18 protein-coding genes are annotated in these 24,497 nt (G+C 36.0%); 3 read left to right on the forward strand and 15 right to left on the reverse strand.

Features of this window, described 5'->3' with window-relative positions; genetic code table 11:
• Positions 1 to 242: 242 nt before the first annotated feature.
• From DWZ63_RS05430 to DWZ63_RS05445, 4 genes are all read right to left on the reverse strand, one after another.
• Positions 243 to 1,508, reverse strand: a complete 1,266-nt coding sequence (locus tag DWZ63_RS05430) for a hypothetical protein (protein ID WP_055944676.1) — start codon at positions 1,506 to 1,508, stop codon at positions 243 to 245.
• Positions 1,509 to 1,583: 75 nt separating this feature from the next.
• Complete coding sequence (locus DWZ63_RS05435) at positions 1,584 to 2,435, reverse strand: tetratricopeptide repeat protein (protein ID WP_055944678.1); 852 nt, start codon at positions 2,433 to 2,435, stop codon at positions 1,584 to 1,586.
• Between the two features lie 14 nt (positions 2,436 to 2,449).
• Positions 2,450 to 3,727, reverse strand: coding sequence for a DUF5716 family protein (locus DWZ63_RS05440; RefSeq protein WP_118499029.1), 1,278 nt, complete (start codon positions 3,725 to 3,727; stop codon positions 2,450 to 2,452).
• Positions 3,728 to 3,860: 133 nt separating this feature from the next.
• Positions 3,861 to 7,397, reverse strand: coding sequence for a DUF5717 family protein (locus DWZ63_RS05445; protein WP_118499031.1), 3,537 nt, complete (start codon positions 7,395 to 7,397; stop codon positions 3,861 to 3,863).
• Between the two features lie 418 nt (positions 7,398 to 7,815).
• Between DWZ63_RS05445 and proB the strand changes: the two genes are divergently transcribed.
• The gene (gene proB / locus DWZ63_RS05450) at positions 7,816 to 8,610 is read left to right on the forward strand and encodes a glutamate 5-kinase (RefSeq protein WP_118499033.1); all 795 of its coding nucleotides are present in this window, start codon (positions 7,816 to 7,818) and stop codon (positions 8,608 to 8,610) included.
• 195 nt (positions 8,611 to 8,805) lie between these two features.
• Here the strand turns inward: proB and DWZ63_RS05455 are convergent, their stop codons facing one another.
• The 7 genes from DWZ63_RS05455 to DWZ63_RS05485 all read right to left on the reverse strand — a co-directional run bounded on the left by DWZ63_RS05455 (position 8,806) and on the right by DWZ63_RS05485 (position 18,408).
• A complete protein-coding gene (locus DWZ63_RS05455; RefSeq protein WP_022014899.1) occupies positions 8,806 to 9,927 on the reverse strand; it encodes a histidinol-phosphate transaminase in 1,122 nt (373 codons plus the stop codon).
• A gap of 126 nt (positions 9,928 to 10,053) precedes the next feature.
• Entirely contained in the window at positions 10,054 to 10,953 is a 900-nt protein-coding gene (locus DWZ63_RS05460) for an ABC transporter permease subunit (protein WP_118499035.1), read from the reverse strand.
• Positions 10,922 to 11,884: an ABC transporter ATP-binding protein gene (locus DWZ63_RS05465; protein ID WP_118499037.1), complete on the reverse strand. Its 963-nt coding sequence runs from the start codon at positions 11,882 to 11,884 to the stop codon at positions 10,922 to 10,924. Before DWZ63_RS05465 ends, DWZ63_RS05460 begins: the two co-directional genes overlap by 32 nt.
• 34 nt (positions 11,885 to 11,918) lie before the next feature.
• Positions 11,919 to 14,522 (reverse strand): hypothetical protein, encoded by a 2,604-nt coding sequence (locus DWZ63_RS05470; protein WP_118499039.1) that lies wholly within the window; start codon positions 14,520 to 14,522, stop codon positions 11,919 to 11,921.
• Positions 14,523 to 14,529: 7 nt separating this feature from the next.
• A complete protein-coding gene (locus DWZ63_RS05475) occupies positions 14,530 to 15,747 on the reverse strand; it encodes a HAMP domain-containing sensor histidine kinase (RefSeq protein ID WP_022014903.1) in 1,218 nt (405 codons plus the stop codon).
• Positions 15,737 to 16,432 (reverse strand): response regulator transcription factor, encoded by a 696-nt coding sequence (locus tag DWZ63_RS05480; protein ID WP_022014904.1) that lies wholly within the window; start codon positions 16,430 to 16,432, stop codon positions 15,737 to 15,739. The genes DWZ63_RS05475 and DWZ63_RS05480 overlap by 11 nt, the downstream gene beginning before the upstream one ends.
• A gap of 530 nt (positions 16,433 to 16,962) precedes the next feature.
• Positions 16,963 to 18,408, reverse strand: a complete 1,446-nt coding sequence (locus DWZ63_RS05485; RefSeq protein WP_118499041.1) for a citrate/2-methylcitrate synthase — start codon at positions 18,406 to 18,408, stop codon at positions 16,963 to 16,965.
• A 422-nt stretch (positions 18,409 to 18,830) separates the two neighbouring features.
• Between DWZ63_RS05485 and epsC the strand changes: the two genes are divergently transcribed.
• Positions 18,831 to 19,751 carry a serine O-acetyltransferase EpsC gene (gene epsC, locus DWZ63_RS05490; protein WP_118499043.1) on the forward strand — a complete coding sequence of 307 codons (921 nt, stop codon included), beginning with the start codon at positions 18,831 to 18,833 and terminating at the stop codon, positions 19,749 to 19,751.
• A gap of 37 nt (positions 19,752 to 19,788) precedes the next feature.
• Complete coding sequence (locus tag DWZ63_RS05495; RefSeq protein ID WP_118499045.1) at positions 19,789 to 20,211, forward strand: hypothetical protein; 423 nt, start codon at positions 19,789 to 19,791, stop codon at positions 20,209 to 20,211.
• 73 nt (positions 20,212 to 20,284) lie between these two features.
• Here the strand turns inward: DWZ63_RS05495 and DWZ63_RS05500 are convergent, their stop codons facing one another.
• The 4 genes from DWZ63_RS05500 to DWZ63_RS05515 form a co-directional block, all read right to left on the reverse strand.
• Positions 20,285 to 21,214 carry a GTP-binding protein gene (locus DWZ63_RS05500; RefSeq protein ID WP_118499047.1) on the reverse strand — a complete coding sequence of 310 codons (930 nt, stop codon included), beginning with the start codon at positions 21,212 to 21,214 and terminating at the stop codon, positions 20,285 to 20,287.
• 110 nt (positions 21,215 to 21,324) lie between these two features.
• Entirely contained in the window at positions 21,325 to 22,011 is a 687-nt protein-coding gene (locus tag DWZ63_RS05505) for a 5'-methylthioadenosine/adenosylhomocysteine nucleosidase (RefSeq protein ID WP_022014909.1), read from the reverse strand.
• A 25-nt stretch (positions 22,012 to 22,036) separates the two neighbouring features.
• Complete coding sequence (locus DWZ63_RS05510; protein WP_022014910.1) at positions 22,037 to 22,498, reverse strand: S-ribosylhomocysteine lyase; 462 nt, start codon at positions 22,496 to 22,498, stop codon at positions 22,037 to 22,039.
• 153 nt (positions 22,499 to 22,651) lie between these two features.
• Positions 22,652 to 24,358, reverse strand: a complete 1,707-nt coding sequence (locus tag DWZ63_RS05515; RefSeq protein ID WP_118499049.1) for an AAA family ATPase — start codon at positions 24,356 to 24,358, stop codon at positions 22,652 to 22,654.
• Positions 24,359 to 24,497: the final 139 nt, after the last annotated feature.

The raw sequence follows: 24,497 nt of genomic DNA on the forward strand, positions 1-24,497 counted from the left end.
TGGAAGTAAGTCTTACAAAGCGGAATTAACTTTTACAATTGACCTTTTTACTTTTTTTTAACAGTTCAGCCTTGCATTTCTTACATTCTACATTCATAAACCTGCCAGTCGCTGCTTTGCAGCTTATGTTTATTTCATTTCCGAAATGAAAGGCTATTCTACCATAAAAAGGTACTTAACAATACAATGAACAAGCTCATTGTATTGCCAATTACCTTTTTATGCCTGAACTGTTACAGCAGTTACACATTACTGTACTCTTTTATTATTCCGAGCAGCTCTCCCTTTATCTCCGGATGTGCATTTATCATTTCATCAAGCTGGCTTATTATTCCCTCTTTGAGTTTCTCATTATTTTCTATGCGTTCCCTGAGCATCTGTCTCCTTTGATTAAGTTCATGGCGTATCTCTACCATTTCCCTGCTGTCGACTATCGCCTCACATCTGCTTATCCATATATCAGCATCTTTAACCCCAAGTTCTTTTAACATGATAACGAGATTTTCATTGTTTGCATTGAGCATTTCCGTATTTTCACGGAATTTTTTCTCATACTCACGCATTTTGCAATATTCATTCCACTTTTCCTCGAAATCCTTTGCATTTTTCACACCGAACTTATTGCAATTGTAGTCGAGCACATTGATGTTATTGATATATTTTATTTTCACCTTGTTTAAAAGCGTTATAGCCTTGTTTATCTTTCTTTCAACAAGTATTATGTCACGCCTGTTTTTTGATGACTCAAATACGAGCATCGCCGCTGAAACTCCGGCAAGTGCAACAACACCAAGATAAGGCAGTGTCATATCAGTTTTTGTGGCATAATATATCACTATAAGAAGAACTATAAGTGAGATTATAAGTACCGCAAGTACCTTTGTCATACCTTTAAGTGCATTTTGCTTTGCTATGATTTCCTTTCTCTGCGAATAAAGCGAGTCTTTTTCTTTTTTCAGATTTTTAATATCTCCCTCTATCGCATCCTGATATGCCTGTGCATTATACATTTTCTTTATCTCATCGACAAGCTCATCTTCAAACGGCTCAAATTTACGCATCTGTGCATCGCTTATCGTAAGATTTCTGTTTTTGTATTTACTTCTCTCCTGCGTAAGTGTGAGAATACTTTTACATATATCTTTTATTTCACGATACTCATCTTCCCTTGCCATGTCGATACGCTGAATATCCGTCAGATATGATGTTACTTTTTCATATTCTTTTTTTGCTTCAGCTATCTGTCTTTCATTTTCGGCTATGGCTTCACAGTTATTTCGCACAAACCTTATTGCATCTGTTTTTCCGGTTGTTACAGGCTTATCCTGCGTGAGCATTTCCTGTTCCATCTGTTTTCTGATACCGTCATCTTTTTTTTCATAAGTTTCATCTTTTTCACTATTTCCGGATATTTCGCCTTTTAAATTTTCTTCATCTGTCCCTTTTTCCACTACATCTTCTATATTATCATGGTCTTTTTTCTTTTTTCTCCTGCTAAAAAAAAACATATATATCTTTTGCCCTTTCTAACTAACTCCGAATATTACTATCCGGTCATTAACATACGATAGTTATAGCAGCTGCTATCTGCTGCCGTCCGCACCTATCTCATTTCTATATTCTTCTTTCCACTGTTTTATATAGCCATCTACCTTATGATAATATTCTTCAAGGTATCCCGCTTTCATTGTTTCTTTTAATTTCATGATACGACGGACATTCTTTGAATTTCTCGTCTCATCATTTATTTCTGCAAATTGTTCCATTATTTTATTTAAAACCGAAACTTCCACATCCAGTTTTTTTACCGCCTTATCAAACAGCTTTTTGTCTCCGGTAAGTTTAAGCGTATAAAAGTAAGAATATAAAGACTCTGTACTCTTATTTTTTTCATATGCGTGTTCAAAACTATCAGATGCTTTTATAAATGCACCTAGTCCGCAAAAAGCAGTTCCCATATTGTGATATATTTTTCCATAATCCTCATCATTGGCACCGAGCATATCATCTTTTTCCAAGATTGCCGCATACTCCTCAACAGCCTTTTCATAAAGACCAAATCTTGAATAATTATCTGCTTTTATCTTTGATTTCTGCCATTCTGAAAGATTTTCTATAGAATCCATCACACCGATAAGTTCATTTATCTGCTCCTCATCATAGTAATCACAACTACAGCAAATCGTCACAACAATGTCTTTTAATTTTCTCTTGTCAAATCTCATGCTGTCTATCTTGTCGGCAACTACTGTCATTCCAAGTTCATTTCTAAGCCACATTGAAAAATCTTTGTCAAATATCTGCTCGCGTATTATATATATATTGTTGTAAATATAGTAGCAGACTTCCTCTATCGAATATACATTTGTATCAGTGAGCCTGAAATGATATGGTTTATCTGCTATTTTTCCGCAACATTCTATTAATTTTCCCATCATTTTCCTCCAGCCTAATTCTTTGAATCTGCTCCATTTATTTTAATGTAACGCTCCCATATCCTGTTTGTCGAAGGATAAAATTCTCCAAATCCGTTGTCCTTTAATGTGACAATACAGGTATATTGGTCGGCAAATCTGATTCTTACAGTAAATCTGGTCGTCTTATTATCCCTGACAGCAAAACCGCTGAGTGAAAGTATATGAGCTCTCGTTTCTCTTGTCAGTACATTTTTGTCGGTAATCTGAATTTCATCTTCATTATCAGGTATTATATCTATAGATTCATCTATATCGCTCCACAATGTTCCAGCCTTTGCAAGCACAACATCGTGCATCTTTGCATTGTGATATGTCCGGATAGATATATCACTTGTGAGCATATCGTCATCGAGAAAAATAAATTCTTTTGTTTTTTCCCTGTCAGTGAGCATCCTTGCCGCATACGCTGCTCCTTTATTAAAAAGATTCTGTCCTCTAAACACTCTCCTGCCATTGCACAGTTCTTTTAAAGCATCAGTTGCCCACCTCTGATCAAACCCTTTTCCTGTCACATAAATCGTTGTAACCATTTTTTTATGCAGCATTGTATTTGCCGTATTCAAAAACATATATTTAACATCGCCTTTTTCCTGCAACACTGAATATGGCATAATGTCTGACAGGTCATGCACATCTGCACCGACAATATATGGTATTGTTCTCTTATCTACAGTAAGATTTGTGTATCTTAATCCCATCTCATCAAATTCAAACAATCCTACACTATTCGCCCAAAGTTCCTTTGGCTGACTGACTGCATAATACATATAGCTCTGCTTATGTCCCAGAATAACAAGTCTGTCATTTCTTATTCCCAGTTCCGCAAGAATGTTTTTCAATAAATCTACGATAACATTTTCTCTCTCCGGAATAGTAATGACAAGTTTTAATATTGTTTCATTCGGAAAATGTTCATTTAACAGACTTAAAAGTTTCACCATGAATTTTTTGACAACATCTTTCGTCTTAAAAATGTAACTTCCCTCCTGGAACTTTTCACTTTTCTTTATCTTGCTTAACAGGTTGGATATAAGCGTGTATCCGCCTAATTGCATATTTTCTTTTGTTTTCCACAGCCACTCATTTGTATTTGGATTTACAAGAAGTGCCGAAGGAATTTCATATATATATTTATCACCAACAGGTATGCCCACCGGAACAGGCTCATATATTTTTTTGTCGTAATATGAAATCTGTGCCATATCGTCACATAAATCAATACCCACTAAAAGACTTCTTCCTGCTTCCATCTAAACTTTCCCCTTTCGTCGCCATACGAAACAAATCGGATATTCGCAATTTGCTTCGATGCTTGCTAACATAAAATCTGTGCAACACATAAATTTCATATGTTTTTATCAGACCATGAGTCCACATATAAACTTATAACAGCTTAAACATTTTTTTGACATTTTCTCTCTCTGCCGCATAATCTGTCATCATCTCGATAAGAGTCTCATCATCATTCATCTCTTTTGCGATAAGCATCATATTTATATTGTGAAATCTGCTGCCCGCTCTCTCATTGTCCATTGTCTCATCAAAGTGAACACTACTTCTTAAGGTTTCAACTTCTCCTTCAGGACGCATTTCAGTTATATAATATTTAAGTATCTCATCCTGAAACATTACAAAATCTTTTACCCTTATACCCTCAAATATATCAGGCATCTCTTCCGTTATATACTCACCCTCATCCTGTTTTACCGATGTGATAAGATAATGTATCTTTACTTCGTACTTAGGATCTGCTATGTATTCTACATAATGTTCATCAAGAATATGTATCGGTAACGGAAACTTTCCATAGTAATCTTTAAAAAACGGAAAAATTTTTCCCTGCGAATATAATTTGTTTAAATTGTAATCGGCAAAATTTATCTTGTCCGTTGTAAGCTCTTTACATTCGCTGAAATATTTTAAAACAGCTATCAGACATGGCAGATTTTCATGTTTTCTCACTTCCTGATAGAAACAATCAAAAAGCTTTTCAGGCAGTTCAAAGTTTTTAACAAGGTATCTGTAAGCAAGCATTTTCATAAATGCCGATGTGAGTTTTCTATTGGAGTCATGCTCATAAAAGCTGTAAAATACGCTGTAACTTTCCGGGATTATCTCCTCAGTAAACACCATCTGTGCGATTATTCTTTCTTCAAGATTTTTTGCATCGATATTAAACCCTACGGCAGCTTTCCATATCCCCACCATACCCGCAAGACTTCCATTGTAGAACATACATATATACCGAAGTACATTCTCATCAAATTTGCCAGACTTAAATATATGCCATGCGAGCTTTATCATGAATGAATCTTCATTTTTCTGCTGTGCAAAGAAATCTGATGATATTTGTAAAAGGCGTTTTGCGTCTATGTCTTCGTATCCGAAACTCATTATACCGTCCATTGCCTTTTTGTAACAATGCCTTACCGCACAATATTCTATATACTGCTGTCTGTCTCCCGGATTTACATCCTCCCAGTCAATACTTTCAAGTGCTTCATCGAGAAGGTCTCCCTCAAAATTATCAAAATAATATCTGAGCAATGCTGAAAATATTTTTCTTTTCTGAAATTCACTTACTATATCAAGTTCATAAACTCTCTTTAATACATCTACTGTATCAGCGTTCACCTGTCTGAAATGTTCAATCTTGTCATACATATAAAGTAACAAAAGTACATTCGTCTTATTTTTTTCATAACATTTTTCTGCTATATGGTCAAGATGAAGCAGTTTATTTAGAGTGTAATCTATCGACATGGCATATCTGTTGTCAAGTGCATCTGCCAAAAAAATGCGTGCATTTTCCGTAAATATCTGCACTACCGCTCTGCCATTTACAAGAGGTACGAACTGCTCGGTTTTTAATTCTCTGTGACGCACATACACTCCGGCTATATCAGGGTTTGCACATCTTACTTCATGGGCAAACATTATATTGGGAAGTTTATCCGCTATCTCATCGGTAATATTTTCTTCATTTAAAAACTGCTCATAGCAAATTGCAAGATTTTCACTTATCCTGCCTGCCTCTATCTGCTTAAAAGCAAAATTTTCAATAATCTCCTGATATGATTCATATGTCCCCGGATCGTTCTCACGATTTTTTATTATATATGAGTAAAGAAGTGCTTTTTTGGAAACTGATAAATGATTATCATACATAAAGTATAACAATACCTGTTTCGTAAGCTTAATGCCCTCCTCAACATTAATCGAATCCATATAATATTCAAAAAGTTCTGTAATCTTTAAGTTGTGTTCTATTGCCAGAGCATACCATTTATTTGCTTCTTCATTTATGAGCTGTCCTCTCATTAACATACGGCATATTGCTGCGAGTACCTCATCCTCACTAAAGTTCTCGTATGTTTTTATCATGTCACGCAATACGACTTTGTTAAATTCTTTTGAACGGCTTGCAAGATAAATATATCTGAGTGCCAGTTCTTTTGATAAAAATTTATTTTCGCATCCCCAGTGAAGACATCTTATGATACCAGGTGTTAGCTCCCTTAATGTTCCGGCAGAAGAATTGAGTGCACTGCACATCTCAAAATAGATAACAGGACTGCTGCATCCTCCCTCTACACAAATAAGTACATCTTCAAGTTTTCTTCTGTCTGATTCATATACAGGGTCAAGATAAAGTAAAAACCATAACACCTGCCAACTGTTATCTTCTATCTCATAACATTCCCTTACATTTTTGATACATTCATCCTTTATTTCATTTTCCTCTGCCCACAGTGCCTTGAGATACTGATATGCACAATAAACAATCTTATCATTTTCATATATTTTATTTTCAATCTCATTAAAATAAGCAAGACCGCCTTTTACAACTCCATTGTCTCCGGCAAGGATGCCAAGATGTATGTCATAAAGTTTTTTTTCATTGCCATGCAGATGTATGATTTCTTTTTGTACCTGCGATATATACTCTTTTTTATCTATCTTTGACATAGAAAAATCGAGATATAATTTTACAAGAGAATAATATGCCCTCTGTCTTGCAAGACTTTTTACCACTATCTCATGGTCTGTCCCGTGCTTCTGAGCCATAACCTCTATTGTAAGGGTCTGTCTTACGGTGCATATCCTGATTCGTCCATAATTAATGCCGGCAGTCATCTTATCAATATCCACGAGAAATTTAAGTTTGTAAGAATCTCCGAAAAATTTATCTGTCCATATTATTTTATGTTCAGGCTGCAAAAATTTTGCATCTGACTCTATATGTATCTCGCAAAAACCCCAGTTGTCCTTTGTGAGCGTTACTTCCTCAACAAATGACTCTATACAGTCATCATAAATAAAATTTGATTTATCTATCGAAAACCTGATAGGCAGTTTTTTGCGAACCGCAATAAGAAATTCTTCTAATGCCACACCCTTGCCTGTTCCTGCAAGCAGTCCTCTGTATAATGCAATATTATCAGGGTCTTTATATAAAAATATCTGCTCAAAGTTTTTATTTTTAAACAGAGCTGCTGCCTCTGACTCATCTTCTCTTGCAAGATTTGCAAAATGAAACATATCCTTTATCTTTCCTATAGATGCATTGCACGCCGGAACACCAATCAATACATTAAATGGAATCCTTATACATCCATGATCTGATATAATGTAAAAATCACCTTTTATAACTTCTCCCGGAACACATTTCTCACCTGTGAAAGTATATTTTATCTCTTCCTCTTTTCCCTGAAAAACATCTTCTTCCAAAGTCATGTAATGACAATCCGTAACAACCATGCCTCTGACTTCTTTTGCATCTTCGACCCAAATTTTAAAACTTCCACTGATATTCTCACCTGCCTGCGTTTCAAGCTGTAGCATCTGCCTGTCACACTGAATCTTTGACTGAGTATATTCAAATTTTCCTTTTGCATATTGATTTATCTTTTTGTTCATTTTAACCTCCATGCTGTCTCAACCCGTTACCGTCACCCGTACATTTTGGAACGCCAGGCACTAATGTTTATATTATATCACTTATCAACTCTATATGTAAACATTTAACAAGACGGAATTATTTTTGCCGGTAACAGTTCAGCCATAAAAAGATAAGTGGCAATACAATGAACTTGTTCATTGTATTGTTAATTATCTTTTTATGGTAGAATAGCCTTTCATTTCTGAAATGAAATAAACATAAGCTGCATTGCAGCGACTGACAGCTTGCTGGCAGGTTTATGAATGTAAGAAATGAAAGGCTGAACTGTTATTTTTACTGTAACAGTTCAGCCTTGCTTCTTGAATAATTGATGTAAAGTGGATATAATAATGGAGTTACTGATATAAATAAATGCGAACAGAAATGAGGATTATGATGAAAAAAATATCTGACAGAAAACGTATTGTTATAAAAGTGGGTACTTCTACGCTTACCCACCGCACCGGTATGTTAAATATAAGGAGAGTTGAACAGCTTGTGAAAACTCTTGCCGACATTCAAAATTCAGGGCACGAGGTTATTCTTGTTTCGAGCGGAGCCATCGGACTTGGCATGGGTAAACTCGGACTAAGAGAACGACCTAAGGATACCCCCGGCAAACAGGCTTGTGCCGCCGTCGGTCAGTGCGAACTTATGTATCTCTATGATAATCTTTTTGCCGAATACAGTATTTCAGTCGCACAGATGCTTCTTACGAAATATGTCCTGCTTGAGGATAGAAGAAAAAATGTAGAAAATGCTATGGAACGCCTTATAAGCCACCGTGTCATTCCTGTTATAAACGAAAATGATACAGTTGCCATCGACGAGCTGGAGCTTGAGGTGGGCGAAAATGATTCTCTCGCCGCCATTGTTGCTGATATTGCAAAAGCAGATCTTCTTATAATCATGTCAGATATTGACGGTCTTTACGATAAAGATCCCCATACATATGAAGACGCAAAACTTATCCCTGTTGTTCACGAGATAACCGATGAAATAAAGGCTCTTGCCGGAGGTGCCGGCACAAAGCTTGGCACGGGCGGTATGATAACAAAATTAAATGCCGTTGAAATTGCTTATAAGTCAGATATTGATGTTGTCCTTATGAACGGTCAGCACCCTAAGACTTTGTATGACCTATTTGACGGCAAGTCTGTCGGTACCATATTCAGCAAAAATGAAGATTGAAAATAGTTATAGTTCTGGCATAAAAATATTTAAGTCAGGGATATTTGCAATCTGCTCACATAAAATTATTTTATTAAATGTATTTACAAAACATAAATACCTGCAGACAAAAACTCCATCACATTTATATATGGCGATGGAGTTTTCATTATTATGATAATTGATTATTACGGCAATTTTTTATCAGAAAATATTTTATGAAAGTTTATCAAGAAGTATCTTTACAAGTTTATCATTATCTTCAGGATTCATAAAACAAAATCTTATATATTTGTTGTCAAGGAAAGGAAAAGTCGAGCAATCCCTTATCATAAGTCCCTGTCTTATCGCCGTGTCAAACAATTCCTCTGATGTAATACCATCTTTCAATATTTTTATAAGGATAAAGTTTGCGTGCGGCTTGTAAAACTTTAAGCCGTGACATTTTTCAAGTATGCCGCATATTCTTTTTCTCTCCGATGATATAAGATTCCATGTCTCATTTATATAATCAGTATCTTTAAACATTATCTCTCCGGCTATTGCTGCAAGTGAATTTATAGTCCATGGATTTTTTCTGCTGTCAATTTCCTTTAGGAGTTCATGATTTCCACATACCGCATATCCAAGCCTTAATCCCGGTGCTGCAAAGAACTTTGATATTCCACGCAGGATAATGATATTATTGTAATATTCCGTAAGTGGTATAGATGTTATCTTTGATGTATCCTCTGAAAACTCAACATATGTTTCATCCACCATAACAAATATACCTTTTTCTTTACAGGCATCAAGTATTCGCCGCATTGAACTTCTGTCTATCTGAGAAGATGTAGGGTTATTTGGATTGCATATCACAAGCAGGTCTATATCACTTGTAAGTGCATTTTCAAGTCCCTCTATATCCAATTTAAAATCATCTTTTTCCCTCAGTCTGAAATAATGTGAACGGCCTCCGCCAAGTGCAACCTCATGTTCATACTCTGAATATGTCGGTCCTACAATAAGTGCCTTTGACGGCTTCTTTATCTGAATAACAAGCGAGATAAGTTCCGTAGAACCATTTCCCACAAGTACGCTTGTGTAGTCTGTCCCGGCGTACTTTGCTATACACTTTCTAAGAGATGTGTACTCTCTGTCAGGATATGATGTGATGGCATCTATATGAGATGCAAGTTCTTTTTTTAATTTATATGAAATCCCCAGCGGATTTACATTTGCTGAGAAACTTGTTATATCCTCTTTTTTTATGCCATATATCTTTTCTATTTTTTCAAGGTCACTTCCGTGAAAATGTTCTTTATGCTCTATCTTATTACTATCTGTCTCTGCACTCATTTTAACCCTCCTGCTTTTCTGCCATTGCACTCATTTTAATGCAATAATTAACTTTTATACAATAACGATAATCACATTTTTGTTCCTCCGTTGTCTAACTAAGTATAGCACCTTAGCTATTGTATGTTAAGATAATGTTTTCTTTTTTCTTGCAGGTTTTAAAAAAATTGCAGACATTCTCAGCAATATAACAGTTACTATCATCTGCGATATCATACTTAACTTAAACCAATTGTCAACGATTGTTGAAGGCATCGAGCCATTGAGCATACCAGCTGCTTTTGAAATGACAGATACTGACTCACAATGCCTTGCTGTCATCTGAACAATTGTAAATGCCGGGTTAATCAAAAGTATAAACAAAACCGAACTCACATCAGGCATACTTCCGACAGCACCCATACAATTATAATAATACAATTTTGCTGCTATGTATGCGACTATGACTACAACTACAGTTCCACCACAGACAAGCACTATCTGTGCAAATGAACACACTGTAGCCTGAACCGTTTTTTTCAGCACGGTGGATGCGAGCATCCCCATACTTCCGATAAAAAATGATATTATCAATATCTCTAACATAAACATAAGCATATCTTCCATCCCTATACCACCTATGGTAAAAACTATTGATATGATTGGAAGACTTGATACCACAAGCAGAAAAACCATACTTATTGATGACATAAGCTTTCCCATAATAATCTCACCCGGAGTAAGTGTTGTCGTAAGTAAAATATCAAGTGTCTGTTTTTCACGCTCTCCGGCTATGCTTCCGGCTGTAAATGACGGAATAAGAAACATAACAGTGAGAATTTCCATGCTTACCAGTATATAAAATACTTTAGCTGCCCCTGAGTAATCGACATATGGATTAAGATGCATATTAAACATTACTTCAAATCCTGTAATTGCAACTATCCCAAGCATCAGATTAAAAAGAAATATGGTAAGTGCAAACTTTACTGAACGCACCTTCATTTTCAGTTCTTTACCATATACCGGATTTATCCTTATCCTCATCACCTAGCACCTCCCTTTTTTCCGTCGCTTTCATAAATATCTCCTCAATGTTTCCCGATTGTCTTGCAAACGAAGATAACTTTATATCATTTGATATCAGTTTTTTTAAGAGTTCCGCTTCATCATCTTCTGAACCTAAAAATCCAATAGATATATCCTTATCAGATATTGATATATTTTTTACCTTACTTTCATTCTTTAATACATTTATCGCCTTTTGTACTCCATCATTTATGTGAATCTGTATGGGATTTGATGCATTTAAATGAAGCATTATCTCATCAACCGTACCTCGCACCACCATTTTCCCGTGGTCTATCACTCCAACAGATGTACACAGTTCTGAAAGTTCCTGTAATATGTGCGAGCTTATTATTATTGTCTTTTTTTCTTCCTTCAATCTTTTTATAATCTCCTGTATCCCGTGTCTGGCACGCGGGTCAAGTCCGGAAGCGGGTTCGTCAAGTATTAGAAGTTTCGGATCATGTACAAGACATCTGGCAAGACAAAGTCTCTGTTTCATACCACGCGATAGCTCATCCACAAGAAACTCCGATTTGTCTGTAAGGTCTACCAGCTCCATAAGCTTTCTACATAGTTTTTCAGCTTTACTTCCTGTTATACCATAAATTGAAGCGTAAAATTCCATATATTCCATAACTTTAAGATTATCATAGACTCCAAAAAAATCAGGCATATATCCTATAATTCTTTTTATCATCCGGCTTTCCTTTAATGCATCAATACCTGATATTTTTACACTGCCACCATCCGCCTGAACAAGTCCTGCCATAATTTTCATAGTAGTAGTTTTTCCTGCACCGTTTGGTCCTACAAAGCCTAACACCTCCCCATCTGCAACCGTAAGATTCAGATGGTCAACTGCCGTAAACTCACCGTATTTTTTATATAAGTCTTCTACCTCTACCATAAAACATTCCTCGTTTCATTTTTTGCTCATTTCATTACTTACCATTCAATATCACTGATGTCAATCCGTTTCCGCTTGTAAAATAAATCTCACTTGTTTCTTTTTCATAGTTTCCTGCAAGTTTAACTTCCGGAAGACAGAGATTTCCAAGTTCTTTTGAACTTATATACTCGACCGAATAATAAAGAGTGAGCGAACCGTCTGCATCAAGATAATCACTCATGTTAATTATCTTTGTTTCTTTTCCTGAGCTAAAAAGCTTTTCATATTTATTTGTTTCTTTATTTTTGATGCTGACAACACCATAAAATCCATAGTCAGCATACTTTAATTTTTTAGTTGAGAACTCTGCACCTGAACTTGTCTGCTTTGAATATACTAACTCCTTCAGCATGAAATTTTTAGGAAATCTGTATGTAACCGCAAATCGTTCCGGAGCACCCTGATACACATCATAACCGTTAGTGTATTCACTGTTATATTCAGATGCATATGTTTCAAGGTTATCTATAACATCATAACCATCAATCTTTTCGGTCATGCTGAAATTTTTACAAACACCTGTCACACCATACTTGTCATAATCAAATTTATCAGTAAAAGTCTCTTCATGTCCCTCCTGAACAAATCCATAAAACCATGCCTGTGCATTGGAATTATCTTCAAGATATTCCTCAACAACACCAATTTTTCTCTTAAGACTTGCTGCTACGCCGCTTGAATACATTGTTCCTCCCATGACACTTTCTATCATGGCTTCATCTGAGTCACCATATTCAGACTTATTGTATGTTGATGACCTTGCAATTTTTTCTACATCTATAGTTTCATCCTTTTTTATATCACCTATATATAGAAGATTTCCCTGATAGTAGATCATACAGTTGTTTAAGTCATATCCCAGCGTATTTGTCATTTTTCCGACAAGCTGCATATCCTCCTCTGATACTTTTATGGTAATATTTCCGGAATTTTTAACTTTCTGTTTCATAACAAAATTGGCACTCTGAAATGAGGACATTTTGTTCATTATCAGTTTTGTTTTATTCTGTCCATAATCAACACCATAATCATAGTCATTTATATCTATATTTCCAATTTCTTCTTTTCCCGTATATTCATCGCTTTCTTTAGGTATAACATTACATTTTCCGGCAATATCCGCACTGAATGAATCATTTGAAACTCCGGTCACACTAAACAAGGTAGTCATATCCTTTGTTTTTGAAATCTGTCCGTCACTTAAGACTATCTGCGACAGATAATTTATGTACGGTCTTTGTATTCTCGTACTCGTTCCTACTATATAAATAATAGCTGAAAATGCAATTGCCAGAACCGGCACGGCAATCCACAGACGGCTTCTTCTTTTTTTTCTCTTAAATATCAGATAAAGCCCAGGTCCCGCGATAGTAATATATACACCAAGAATACACCCATATAAAACCATATTTGGCAGAACATCATTTTCATTTATTTTTAATGCTTCATCAAGAAATGAATAACCTGCTTCTTCCGGTGAAACAATTTCATTTTGAAGAAGCATCTTTTTCTTTGTTCCTTCACTTAGATTTTCCTCTATTGTGGTCATAACAGCCTTACCATAACTATTCCAAAGACTTTTTTTCAGATTAAATGAAAATTCAGCTACGATTATACTTCCTTCACCGTATTTCTTGGACACCATAAGTTTGTTATCGTTGTCTTTAATCAGAACATCATCCTCCTTTAGATTAAGTTCCACAATATCCATTTCTATCTGAGAGGGCACCGAACTTTCAAAACTAAATTTCATCGCCGAATTGTTATCTTCATTCCATCCAAAATCAGTAACTATGCGTTTTGTCCTGCCTATATATCCCCTAAGCAGTGTACTGTGAAGTTTTTCAAACTCTTTCTGATAATTGCTGCCTGTTCCAACAACAAGCGTTCCACCTTTATCAACCCAGCGTTTTAATACTTTTATATTAGCATTACTGAATTTGCCTGTATTATAATTATCTATAACGACTATATCAACTGTATCAAGAATGTCTTCCTGCTCAAAATCACTCGCATTCATCTCAAATACTTTTCCAGTAACTCCATTGTCTGACATTCCATATTTTTCTGAACTTCCCAGACAATCAGCCATATAACCGAGTTTTGCCGGTGTATCAGACAACACCCCGACATAAATTCCCGTGGTGTCCGTATCGGCATTAACGACGGTATTAGCTTTCAGACAAATCTTACCTGAACTATCACACACCGAAACTATATATTCCTGACTTTCTGAAAGTAACGGAATAGCAAACTGAACTTTCCTGCTCTCCCCTCCTTCAACGCTGAATGACTTCTGAATCATCTTAAGACCACCGTTTTTTCCTGTCTTATATGTTATTCTGAATTTGCCTGAAAAAAATATTCTTTTATTATTTATAACAGCACATACTTTCATGCGCTTTCCATATTTTGTATTGCCTTTATATCCAAAAGAAATCTGTGCAGAAAGCCGCTTAGAACTGATTTCCATAGCTCCGTTTTTTAATCTGACCGTGTCTGCTGCCTTTGCTCTGTATATGCAAGGATTTAAAAATATCAGCATTATTATAATGATAATTATCCCTAATCCCGATAATTTATATTTTGATTTCATTTTTTACCTACTCTGTAATATTCACTAATCTCTCTTTATCTTTTTCTGCTTTTTCCAAGGGAAGTGCTATTGTAAAAATAGTTCCATCAATATCACTTTCAACCTTAATCATCCCACCATGTAATACTACTATCTGTCTTGCAATATTTAGACCAAGTCCCGTACCTCCGGTCTGCATTGAACGCGAATCCTCCACCCTGTAAAATCTTTCAAATATGCGTTCAAGACTTTCTTTTGGTATGATAAGTCCAAAATTGGTCACTCGTACCTGAATTTCTTTTTCAAACTTTTCAACTTCGACGAATACTCTTTTCCCATCCTTACCATACTTTATTGCATTGCTTATAAGATTTTGCACGGCTCTTGCCATAAGTTCTCCGTCGGCATTGATAATGCAGCTTGAAACATTCTGTGAAAGCTCATACTCCAGATTATTTTCACAAAACTGAGGATAAAATTCCTCAACCATCTGTTCTACAAGCTTGACTATGTCAATCTCACTTTTATGAAGTGTTATCTCTCCACTCATAAGTTTAGTGTAGCTGAACAGTTCCTCTATAAGTCCCTGAAGCCTGTTAGCCTTGCGCATAGCTATCTCGGCATATTTATGTCTTTCCTGTTCACTGAACTTTTCCATGTCTGCCGCTAACTGAAGATAACCTATAACAGATGTAAGAGGGGTACGCAGATCATGTGCAACACAAGTTATCATATCTTTGTTTGCCTGAAGTACATCTCTCTCTGACCTCATAAGAGTATCTATTTTTTCAGACATCCTGTTTACCTGAATAGCAATCTCTCCTATCTCGTCCTGTCTCCTCACCTCTATTTTTTCTGCTCCCTCCGAAAATGCCATATGGGCTATACTTCCCGATATATACCCTATATCAGCCGTTAGATTTTTTGTTATGAGCATAAAATACATTACAAAAAACAAGAATAGGAAAAACAATATAACAAACATTACAAATATAAGTGTGGTTTTATCCCATCTTCTTATAGCCTGATAAGTGAAAAAGTTTGTCTTAGGAATATGTTCCCCAGCCTTTCTTCCGACAATGTTCATATCACTCCTGCCATAACCTCTGTATGAAATACCAAGTGCCGTACTCAGTATGTAAAGTCCCACACCACACGCAAATTCAGTAATAACGGACAAAAACATACTTACTGCTACATAAAATATCAACTCAGCCCTAAGGCTTTTGAATAAACTATGCTTCAATTTTATATCCAACTCCCCAAACTGTTTTTATTATCTTACTTTTATCCGAACCCGACTCTATCTTTTCTCTGAGTCTCCTAATGTGAACCATCACCGTGTTGCTCATTTCAAAACTTTTTTCTTTCCAGACACGCTCAAAAATCTCATCTGTAGAAAAAACTTTGTTTGGATGTGAAGCCATAAGAAAAAGTATATCAAACTCAATCGGTGTAAGTTTGACCGGATTTCCATATGCTTTAACCTCATGCAGACTCTTGTCCATCCATAAATTTTCTATATTCACAACATCTGATGTTTTAGATTCTACTCCTCCGAAGCTGTGGTATCTTCTAAGCTGCGAATTGACCCTTGCTATAAGTTCACTCGTATTAAACGGTTTAGTGACATAATCATCAGCACCATTTACAAGTCCCGATACTTTATCACTCTCACTGTCTTTTGCACTCAACATAATTATTGGAATCGTACTTGTCTGTCTTATCTTTGCACAAACCTCATTTCCATCCATTCCGGGCATCATTATGTCAAGAATAGCAAGATCAATCTCTTCTGCGTCAAATATTTCCAAAGCTTCTTTCCCATTATACGCTTTATAAACCTGATAGCCCTCACCCTTTAAATGTATTTCTACCAGATCCGCTATTTCCTTGTCATCATCGACCATTAAAATCTTTCCCTCTGCCATATCAGCCTCCTCTCCAGACAGTACAAAATGCATATTTTATCTTTCTATCCTTCTATATGTAACAGTCCAGCCTTGCATTTCTTACATTCATAAACCTGCCAGCAAGCTGTCAGTCGCTGCTTTGCAGCATCTGCTTATTTCATTTCAGAAATGAAAGGCTATTCTACCATAAAACGTTACTTAACAATACAATGAACAAGCTCATTGTATTGCCAATTACCTTTTTATGACTGAACTGTTACAATAATAACATATTGACTGTCCACAAATCTTTACTTTTTTCTTAATATTTATGTATATTGTAACAGGTAAATCCCCGAAAAACATAAAGCACTAAATTTTTAAGGGACTGCCACAATATCGAAACTTCATACACGATATAGAATTGCTTCTATAATATCTGCATAAAATTTTTACTGCGACAGCCCCTTTTGTTTCTGTATCAGATTATATTTGTAAAATCACTTTCGCAATCTGATATATTTTTCTTTTTATATCACATAACTGCATTGCAAGCATTTGTTACTTTTTTAGCAGCTCTCATCTTTCATTGTGAGCTGTAATTCTTTCATTGCCTTGGTGTCAATCTTTGGTGTTGAACGCTCTTTTAATGACTCATACACCTTTGGCACCATAATACTCTTATATGCCGGTCTTATTATCTTATCGACATTTATAAGTTCTTCCATACGGTGTGCACTCCAGCCGACGATACGCGCCATGGCAAATATAGGAGTGAACAATTCCTGTGGTATTCCAAGCATTGTATAAACAAATCCACTGTAGAAATCGACATTGGCACTTACTCCCTTGTAGATGGCACATTCCTCACCTATGACCTCAGGTGCCATCCTCTCTATCATTGAATAAAGCTCAAATTCTTTTTTCTGATGCTTTTCATTTGCGAGCATCTCAACGAACTGCTTAAATGCTACAGCTCTAGGATCTGATATTGAATATACCGCATGACCCATACCGTAAATAAGTCCTCTCTTGTCAAATGCTTCTTTGCGGACAAGTTTTTTAAGATACGCTCTTACCTCATCCTCGTCAGTCGTATCTTTTACATTTGCCTTAAGATCCTGCATCATCTCAACAACCTTGATGTTGGCACCACCATGCTTAGGACCTTTGAGCGATGAAAGTGCTGCCGCAATAACGGAATATGTATCTGAACCGGCAGATGTTACTACCCTGGTTGTAAATGTTGAGTTATTTCCACCACCATGCTCCATGTGAAGTACAAGTGCAAGGTCAAGAACCTTTGCTTCAACATCAGTATATTCCTTGTTTGGTCTGAGCATACGAAGAATATTTTCTGCTGCGGAAAGTTCATCCGATGGTCTATGAATATAAAAACTTTCATCACACTCATAATGGTTGTATGCGTGATAGCCATATACGGCAAGCATTGGAAATACACTTATCAGCATAATACTCTGACTGAGCACATTTTCAAGCGAATTGTCCGTAACCTTATCATCATAAGAAGCAAGTGTAAGCACACTCTTTGTGAGTGAGTTCATAATATCCTTTGACGGTGCTTTCATGATTACATCTCTTACAAAGTTCGTAGGAAGACGCCTGTTCTTTGCAAGTACATCCTGAAATTCTTTAAGCTGGCTTGCTGCCGGAAGTTCTCCAAACAGCAGCAGATAAGCAGTCTCCTCAAAACCAAATCTATTATCCTGTCTGAAACCTTTTGTCAGGTCATAAATATTGTATCCTCTGTAAAAAAGCTGACCTTCACACGGAATGACCCTGTCACCGTCCATATCGGTAGCCTTAATAAGGGATATATTTGTAATACCGGACAATACTCCCTTTCCGTTTTTATCCCTGAGTCCCCTCTTTACGCCAAATTCATCGAAAAGTTTTCCATCAATGGAGTTATTTTCAATACATATTTTCTTATAACGCTTTGCATATTCTTCCATCATCTGTTCGTGACTTCCCTGAAGTATTCCATCCTGCATATATCACTCATCCTTTCCTCTTTATTTTGTCGTTATTTTTAAATTATAACTCAATTTAGTAATAACTGTCAAATTTGTCTGACATCTTTTAATAAACTTTTCATATTTATTAAATAAAAATTCTACCGCAACACATATTTAAAATAAAAATAAAAGGTGCTACACAATGAATGACAGTACCAAAACTGTCATGGAAAAAGTAACAGTTCAGCCTTTCATTTCTTACATTCATAAACCTGCCAGCGAGCTGTCAGTCGTTGCTTTGCAGCTTTTGTTTATTTCATTTCAGAAATGAAAGGCACACTTGAAAATTTTCTTAAATACATTTATTATATTATGGATACATTTATTGTTTTATTATGAATATAAATATTTAAATTAAAAAATAAAAATCTAACTGATTTAAAGAAAGGCTGTGTATTATGTTAGAAAAAAAGACGCTTGAAAGTATCGTAAATGAAATTACTGATAATTATAACAACGAAGAATTGTTTTATTTAAAATCAGGACATTGTATGCCAAACCGTGATACTATAAAACATATCATCATGGGACTCAGACAGATTATGTTTCCCGGATATTTCGATGATGAAAATCTAAATAAAACCGTGCCGGAGTTTTTTGTCGGTCACAATATTACAAAAATATACAACAATCTTCACTGCCAGATAAAAGCTGCTTTTATGCAGCAGGCAAAAGATAATGCCAATGAAAACGAGATCGAGGAACGAACAACAGATATATGTGCAAAGTTTTTTTCATCCTTCAGCCACATACAAAATCTTTTGTTAAAAGATGTAAATGCAGCTTTTGACGGCGACCCTGCCGCAAAGACAAAAGAAGAAATAATATTTTGCTATCCGGGACTTTTTGCAATATTTGTTTACAGATTTGCTCATGAACTTTATAATATGAAAGTTCCTTTTATCCCACGAATAATGTCAGAATATGCCCACGACCACACGGGTATTGACATAAATCCAGGTGCAACTATCGGTGAATATTTCTTTATAGACCACGGTACAGGTGTTGTTATCGGCGAGACAACGGAGATTGGAAATAATGTAAAAATTTATCAGGGTGTTACTCTTGGTGCACTCTCAACCAGAAGCGGTCAGTTACTTAGAAATGTCAAAAGACATCCTACCATCGAGGATGATGTTACAATCTATTCAAGTGCATCTATACTCGGCGGTGAGACTGTTATCGGAAAAGGCTCTGTAATTGGCGGTAACGCTTTCATAACAGAATCAGTACCTGCCGGCACAAGAGTAAGTGTAAAAAATCCCGAATTAAGTTTTTCAACAAGAGGTCATCACACGGATAGTGAACTTCCACGATAAAGCTAATATAAAAAACAATAGAAAAATGAGGTTTTATATGAAAAAAAATTTAACGAAACTAATAATTGTGGCAATTTTGATTTCAACACTCAATCCCATTGCAAACACTTCACAGGCAAAAGCCAAAACCAAAAAAATCATATGTCTTTCTCTAAAAGGCAATACGCTTACATATGCAGATGCCGTCTGGACATATGAACTTGGAATTGAAGATGAAAACATTGTAGGCAGACCCAAAAAGCATACTATGAAACTTGCATCAAAAGTTTCATACTCTCTTTTAAATGCTGACAAGATGAAAAATTACAAAGTCAATAAAAAACGCTTTGTAAAAGCAATAAAAAGTGCAGAACCTGAACTTGCAAAAGATCACAAAATAAAATATTACTGGGGCATGGCTGCAAAAGTAACGCTAACCGGAAATAAAATCACAAAAATCCAGCAGTTGTATCAGGACTAAAGATAGAATAACACTAATCTAAAAAGATGAGAGTTTTCACTACGAACTCTCATCTTTTTAAATGTTAGCAAAACTACTTCCAATACTTATCAATTTCATCCTGTACTAAATCTTCACCGATTACGATAAATATTTCCTGTCCTTCTTTTATCGGCTTTATAACCGTTTCTTTTTTAGTGGCATTAAGTTCTATCCAGCCGTCTTCATCAGACATAAAACCTTTAATTCTGAATACATTTCCACATTTTTCGTCAGAAAAAGTTTTATTTACACAATCTTTAAGCTGATTAACAGTCATATGTTTATTCATATAGTAAAGTGATGAAAATTCCACATCGTCTGCATTATATCTTTTTTCTATGCCCGCACCGACATACTCACAATTTTCAATCTTTTTATAATCATCTTCATTAAACTCATCCCACGACTTTGCCATGACTACACGGTCAATCTTTCTGGTACAGTGAAATTCCTCAAGACTTTTATTTATATATGCAGTGACCTCCTGTATCTGTCCACCATCTACACCGTCTGTCTTGCTAAAAAGTATCTTTCCCGCATTAGCCGCCTCTGACGCCAGGATATATCTTGAACGCTCCGACATGTCAAGTTCGAGGTGTGCATCAACTATCGTTATGACATTTCCTATCTGATACCATCTTTCCAGTGGATCTTCGTGCAGAGTATCAAAAAATTCGTCCATGTCAAACACACCTGACGGCTCGACCAAAACCCTGTCAAATCCCTGCATCCCCATGGCAATAAGTTTAGTCTTAAATCGCCTTCTGTGGCAGTCCGCATCACAGCCGCCCGCCACCATCTCAAGGTCACAGCTTTCACCTAGAATATCCTGCAAAAGCATCGCATCTACATTGACAGCACCGTAATCATTTTCAAGAATTCCTATCTTTAACCCTTTATCCGTGAGATATTTCACATATTTTCTGATAAAAGTTGTCTTACCTGAGCCAAGAAACCCCGTAATCAAATCTATCTTAATCATATTGCTCTCCCTTTTACACCGCAACTTAAATTTATTAAACCGGTTATGAAGCTGCTTTTAATATCATTTAGATATATTAATAAACTACTCACAACCGGTTCACTTTTTAATTATGCGATTTTTTTAATAAAATCAACAACTATCTCAATACCTATCTGGGCTGCTTTTTCAGCAAATGTGGCATAATCCATTGCACCGCCCTCACCATCTGAAATTGTGCGAAGAATTGCAAACGGAACTTTATTTACATAGCACACATGACCGATACTTCCGCCCTCCATCTCTGCCGCTATCGCATTGAAACGCTCATGAAGTTTGTCTTTCTGATGCTTATCGTGCATAAACATATCACCCGTGGCGATAGTTCCGACTCTATACTTTCTCTCTTTTTCGTCAAGACACTCTTTTAATGTAGCCATCATCTTTTTATCACACGGAAGATAAATCTCATTTATTCCAGATAAAAGACCTATCGGATCACCGAGTGCAGATGTGTTCATATCGTGCTGTACAACCATATCCGCAACAGCTATTCCCATAACCCCAAGTTCCTTGCACAATGTTCCGGCAACACCGATATTTATAACCATATCGACATGGTATGTAAGTATCATAGCCTCCGTACAAATAGCTGCAAATACCTTTCCTACTCCGCTGACAGCGGCAACCACTTCCGTCCCACCTATAGTTCCTTTTACAAATTCTACGCCGCTTATCGACTCATACGACGGATTTTCCAATGTCTTTTTCAGATTGTCAATCTCAATCTGCATCGCTCCTATAACACCGATTATCATAATGTCCCTCTTTTCTCTGTTATTTTTACTCTGTCGGATAAGTAAACTCCATATTTGTCTGGTTTTCAAGCACCTCAAGATAAGTCCTGCACTCTTCCTTTGCAAGCTCTATATCAAGATTTTCATAATGTCCGCACTCAATCGCAGATTTTCCGAATACATCACCGTCATGCTCTATCGTCTGTTTAAGAATTTTCTTTGTAAGTTCAAAGACATCCTTTGCATCCATATCACGGACAAGAAGATAAAAACCTGTCTGGCATCCCATAGGTCCAAAATATACTATCTTGTCTGACACCTCGGAATTGCGTGCAAATGTCGCAAACATATGCTCAACTGAATGCATAACGGCATTGCTCATATAATCGCCTGCATTTGGCTTTCTCGTACGGAGATCATATGTCACAACATCTCCATCCTCCCTTGAGATATAAAATCCCGGCTCTAATACATTATGGTTAATCTGAAAACTTTTTATTCTCTGCATTATAAATACCTCCGTTTGTTATTTCTAATATGATATTATACACATTTCGCTTTAAAAATAAAGGTAAAAGCGGCTATCTACCTGTCATCTAACAAAACATTATAGTTTACAAAAAACATAAACTGTAGTGGATTTTGGCAATGCTTCGCATCCTTAATCCCCATCTATTAGAACCTCTTTACCTTTAAACGCAAAGCCGTAATGATGGATATTTTCTTTGTCCACTCCTCTTTTTATGAGTTCTGCATCATAATCTTTTTCTTTTATCTGCTGCAAGGCAGCCTCTACTGTTTCCTCTAAGCTGTTTTCTTTTCTTGGATTTATCACCTTAAACTCTATGACTATTCCCGGATATTTTATGTTTTCTTTATCCACTGGTTCAAGCATTATGTCATATCTTCCATAACCACTCTCACGGTTTGAGTTTATGATATAGTTTTCTGTCTGGTCTACCATAAGTCCGAGCACAAAGCCGTGATAAAAACGCTCAGGTGCTTTTTTTTCTGATATATGTTTTCCAGAGTCAAATGAACTAAATGTTTTTAATGCAACATCATTCATGTACTCATTCATGCTTTCTATATCTCCACCTATAAGTGCCCTTACAAATCCATTTGTTTCCATCTTTGCAGGACTGAACCATCTGAGTATCATTTTTCTAAACATGAATAAAATTTCTCGATTTGTTAAACCAAGCTCATATTCATTCTCACTTTCTCTTGTAAGGTTCAGTTCTTCTGACGAAATGACTTTTAAATAACCACTTGCAAGCATAAGACTCCACACTGCATCTTCTGAATACTGAAGTTCCGAAAATACTATCTGTTCATCTATTCTCACATTTATCGTTTTTCCACTTATAAGTGTTTCTAACATTGTTTTTATATATGAACTTCCCTTTTGCACAAGGTTGTTTATCAATCCATTTGAACTTGAGTCTGCCCAGTATGTTTTCAAACTCTTAAATTTCAAAAAGTTTATTATCGACCACGGATTGTAAATGTCTTTCTTGTCTCCAAAAGTAAATCCGTCATACCACATCTTAACTTCTTCTTTTTTATCTGAAAGTCCCTGTTCATCTAGTGCATTAAACACCTCTTCTTCCGTAAATCCAAATGCTGTCTCATATTGTTTTGATGTTGATGTAACTACAACAAGGTTGTTAAGGTCTGAAAAAATGCTCTCTTTTGAGACACGGGTTATTCCCGTCATTATCGCTCTTTCAAGATAAGGATTTGTCTTAAATGTCGAGTTGAACAAACTTCTAGTAAATGCCACAAGTTCTTCCCAATAACCGTTTACATATGCCTCCTGCATAGGGGTGTCGTATTCATCCAGCAGAATAATGACTTTTTTTCCATAATATTTGTGCATAAAAATGCACATTTTATTTAATGCCATGCTGCAAACCGCATCAGACATATCCATGCTCACACTCTCGTAAAACTTCTTTTCATTTTCACTTAGAATATCACCATCAAGCAAATATCTGTTTTCTTCATATATATCTGATATTTTAATACAAATCTGCTGCTGTGTTACTTCAAATGTATTCCCCTTTATCCCTGCAAAACTAAGGAATATCACAGGATATGTTCCCTGTAATTCAAGATATTTTTCATCTTCCCATATATCAAGCCCCTCAAACAAATCTCTCCTGCCCTCATACTTATTTGAAAAGAAACATTTTATCATATCCATATTTAATGTTTTTCCAAAACGGCGTGGACGGGTTATCAGTGTTACATCATCCTGATTTTCCCACCACTCCTTTATAAATGATGTTTTATCTACATAAAATGTATTTTTTTCACGCACTGTTTCAAAGCTCTGAGTTCCTATTCCTACTGTTCTTGCCATATGCTCACTCCCTTTCTCCTGTTTAACAATATTAGACATATGCAAAACTATCATAAACTGTTGCAGATATTCGCAATCCGCTCCGCTACTTGCTCATAACACTGTCAGAAAGGCATTCCCTGATAGTTAAATTATACAA

The organism is Clostridium sp. AF34-13, assembly GCF_003477845.1.
In the GTDB taxonomy this organism is placed as follows: Bacteria; Bacillota; Clostridia; order Lachnospirales; family Lachnospiraceae; genus Butyribacter; species Butyribacter intestini.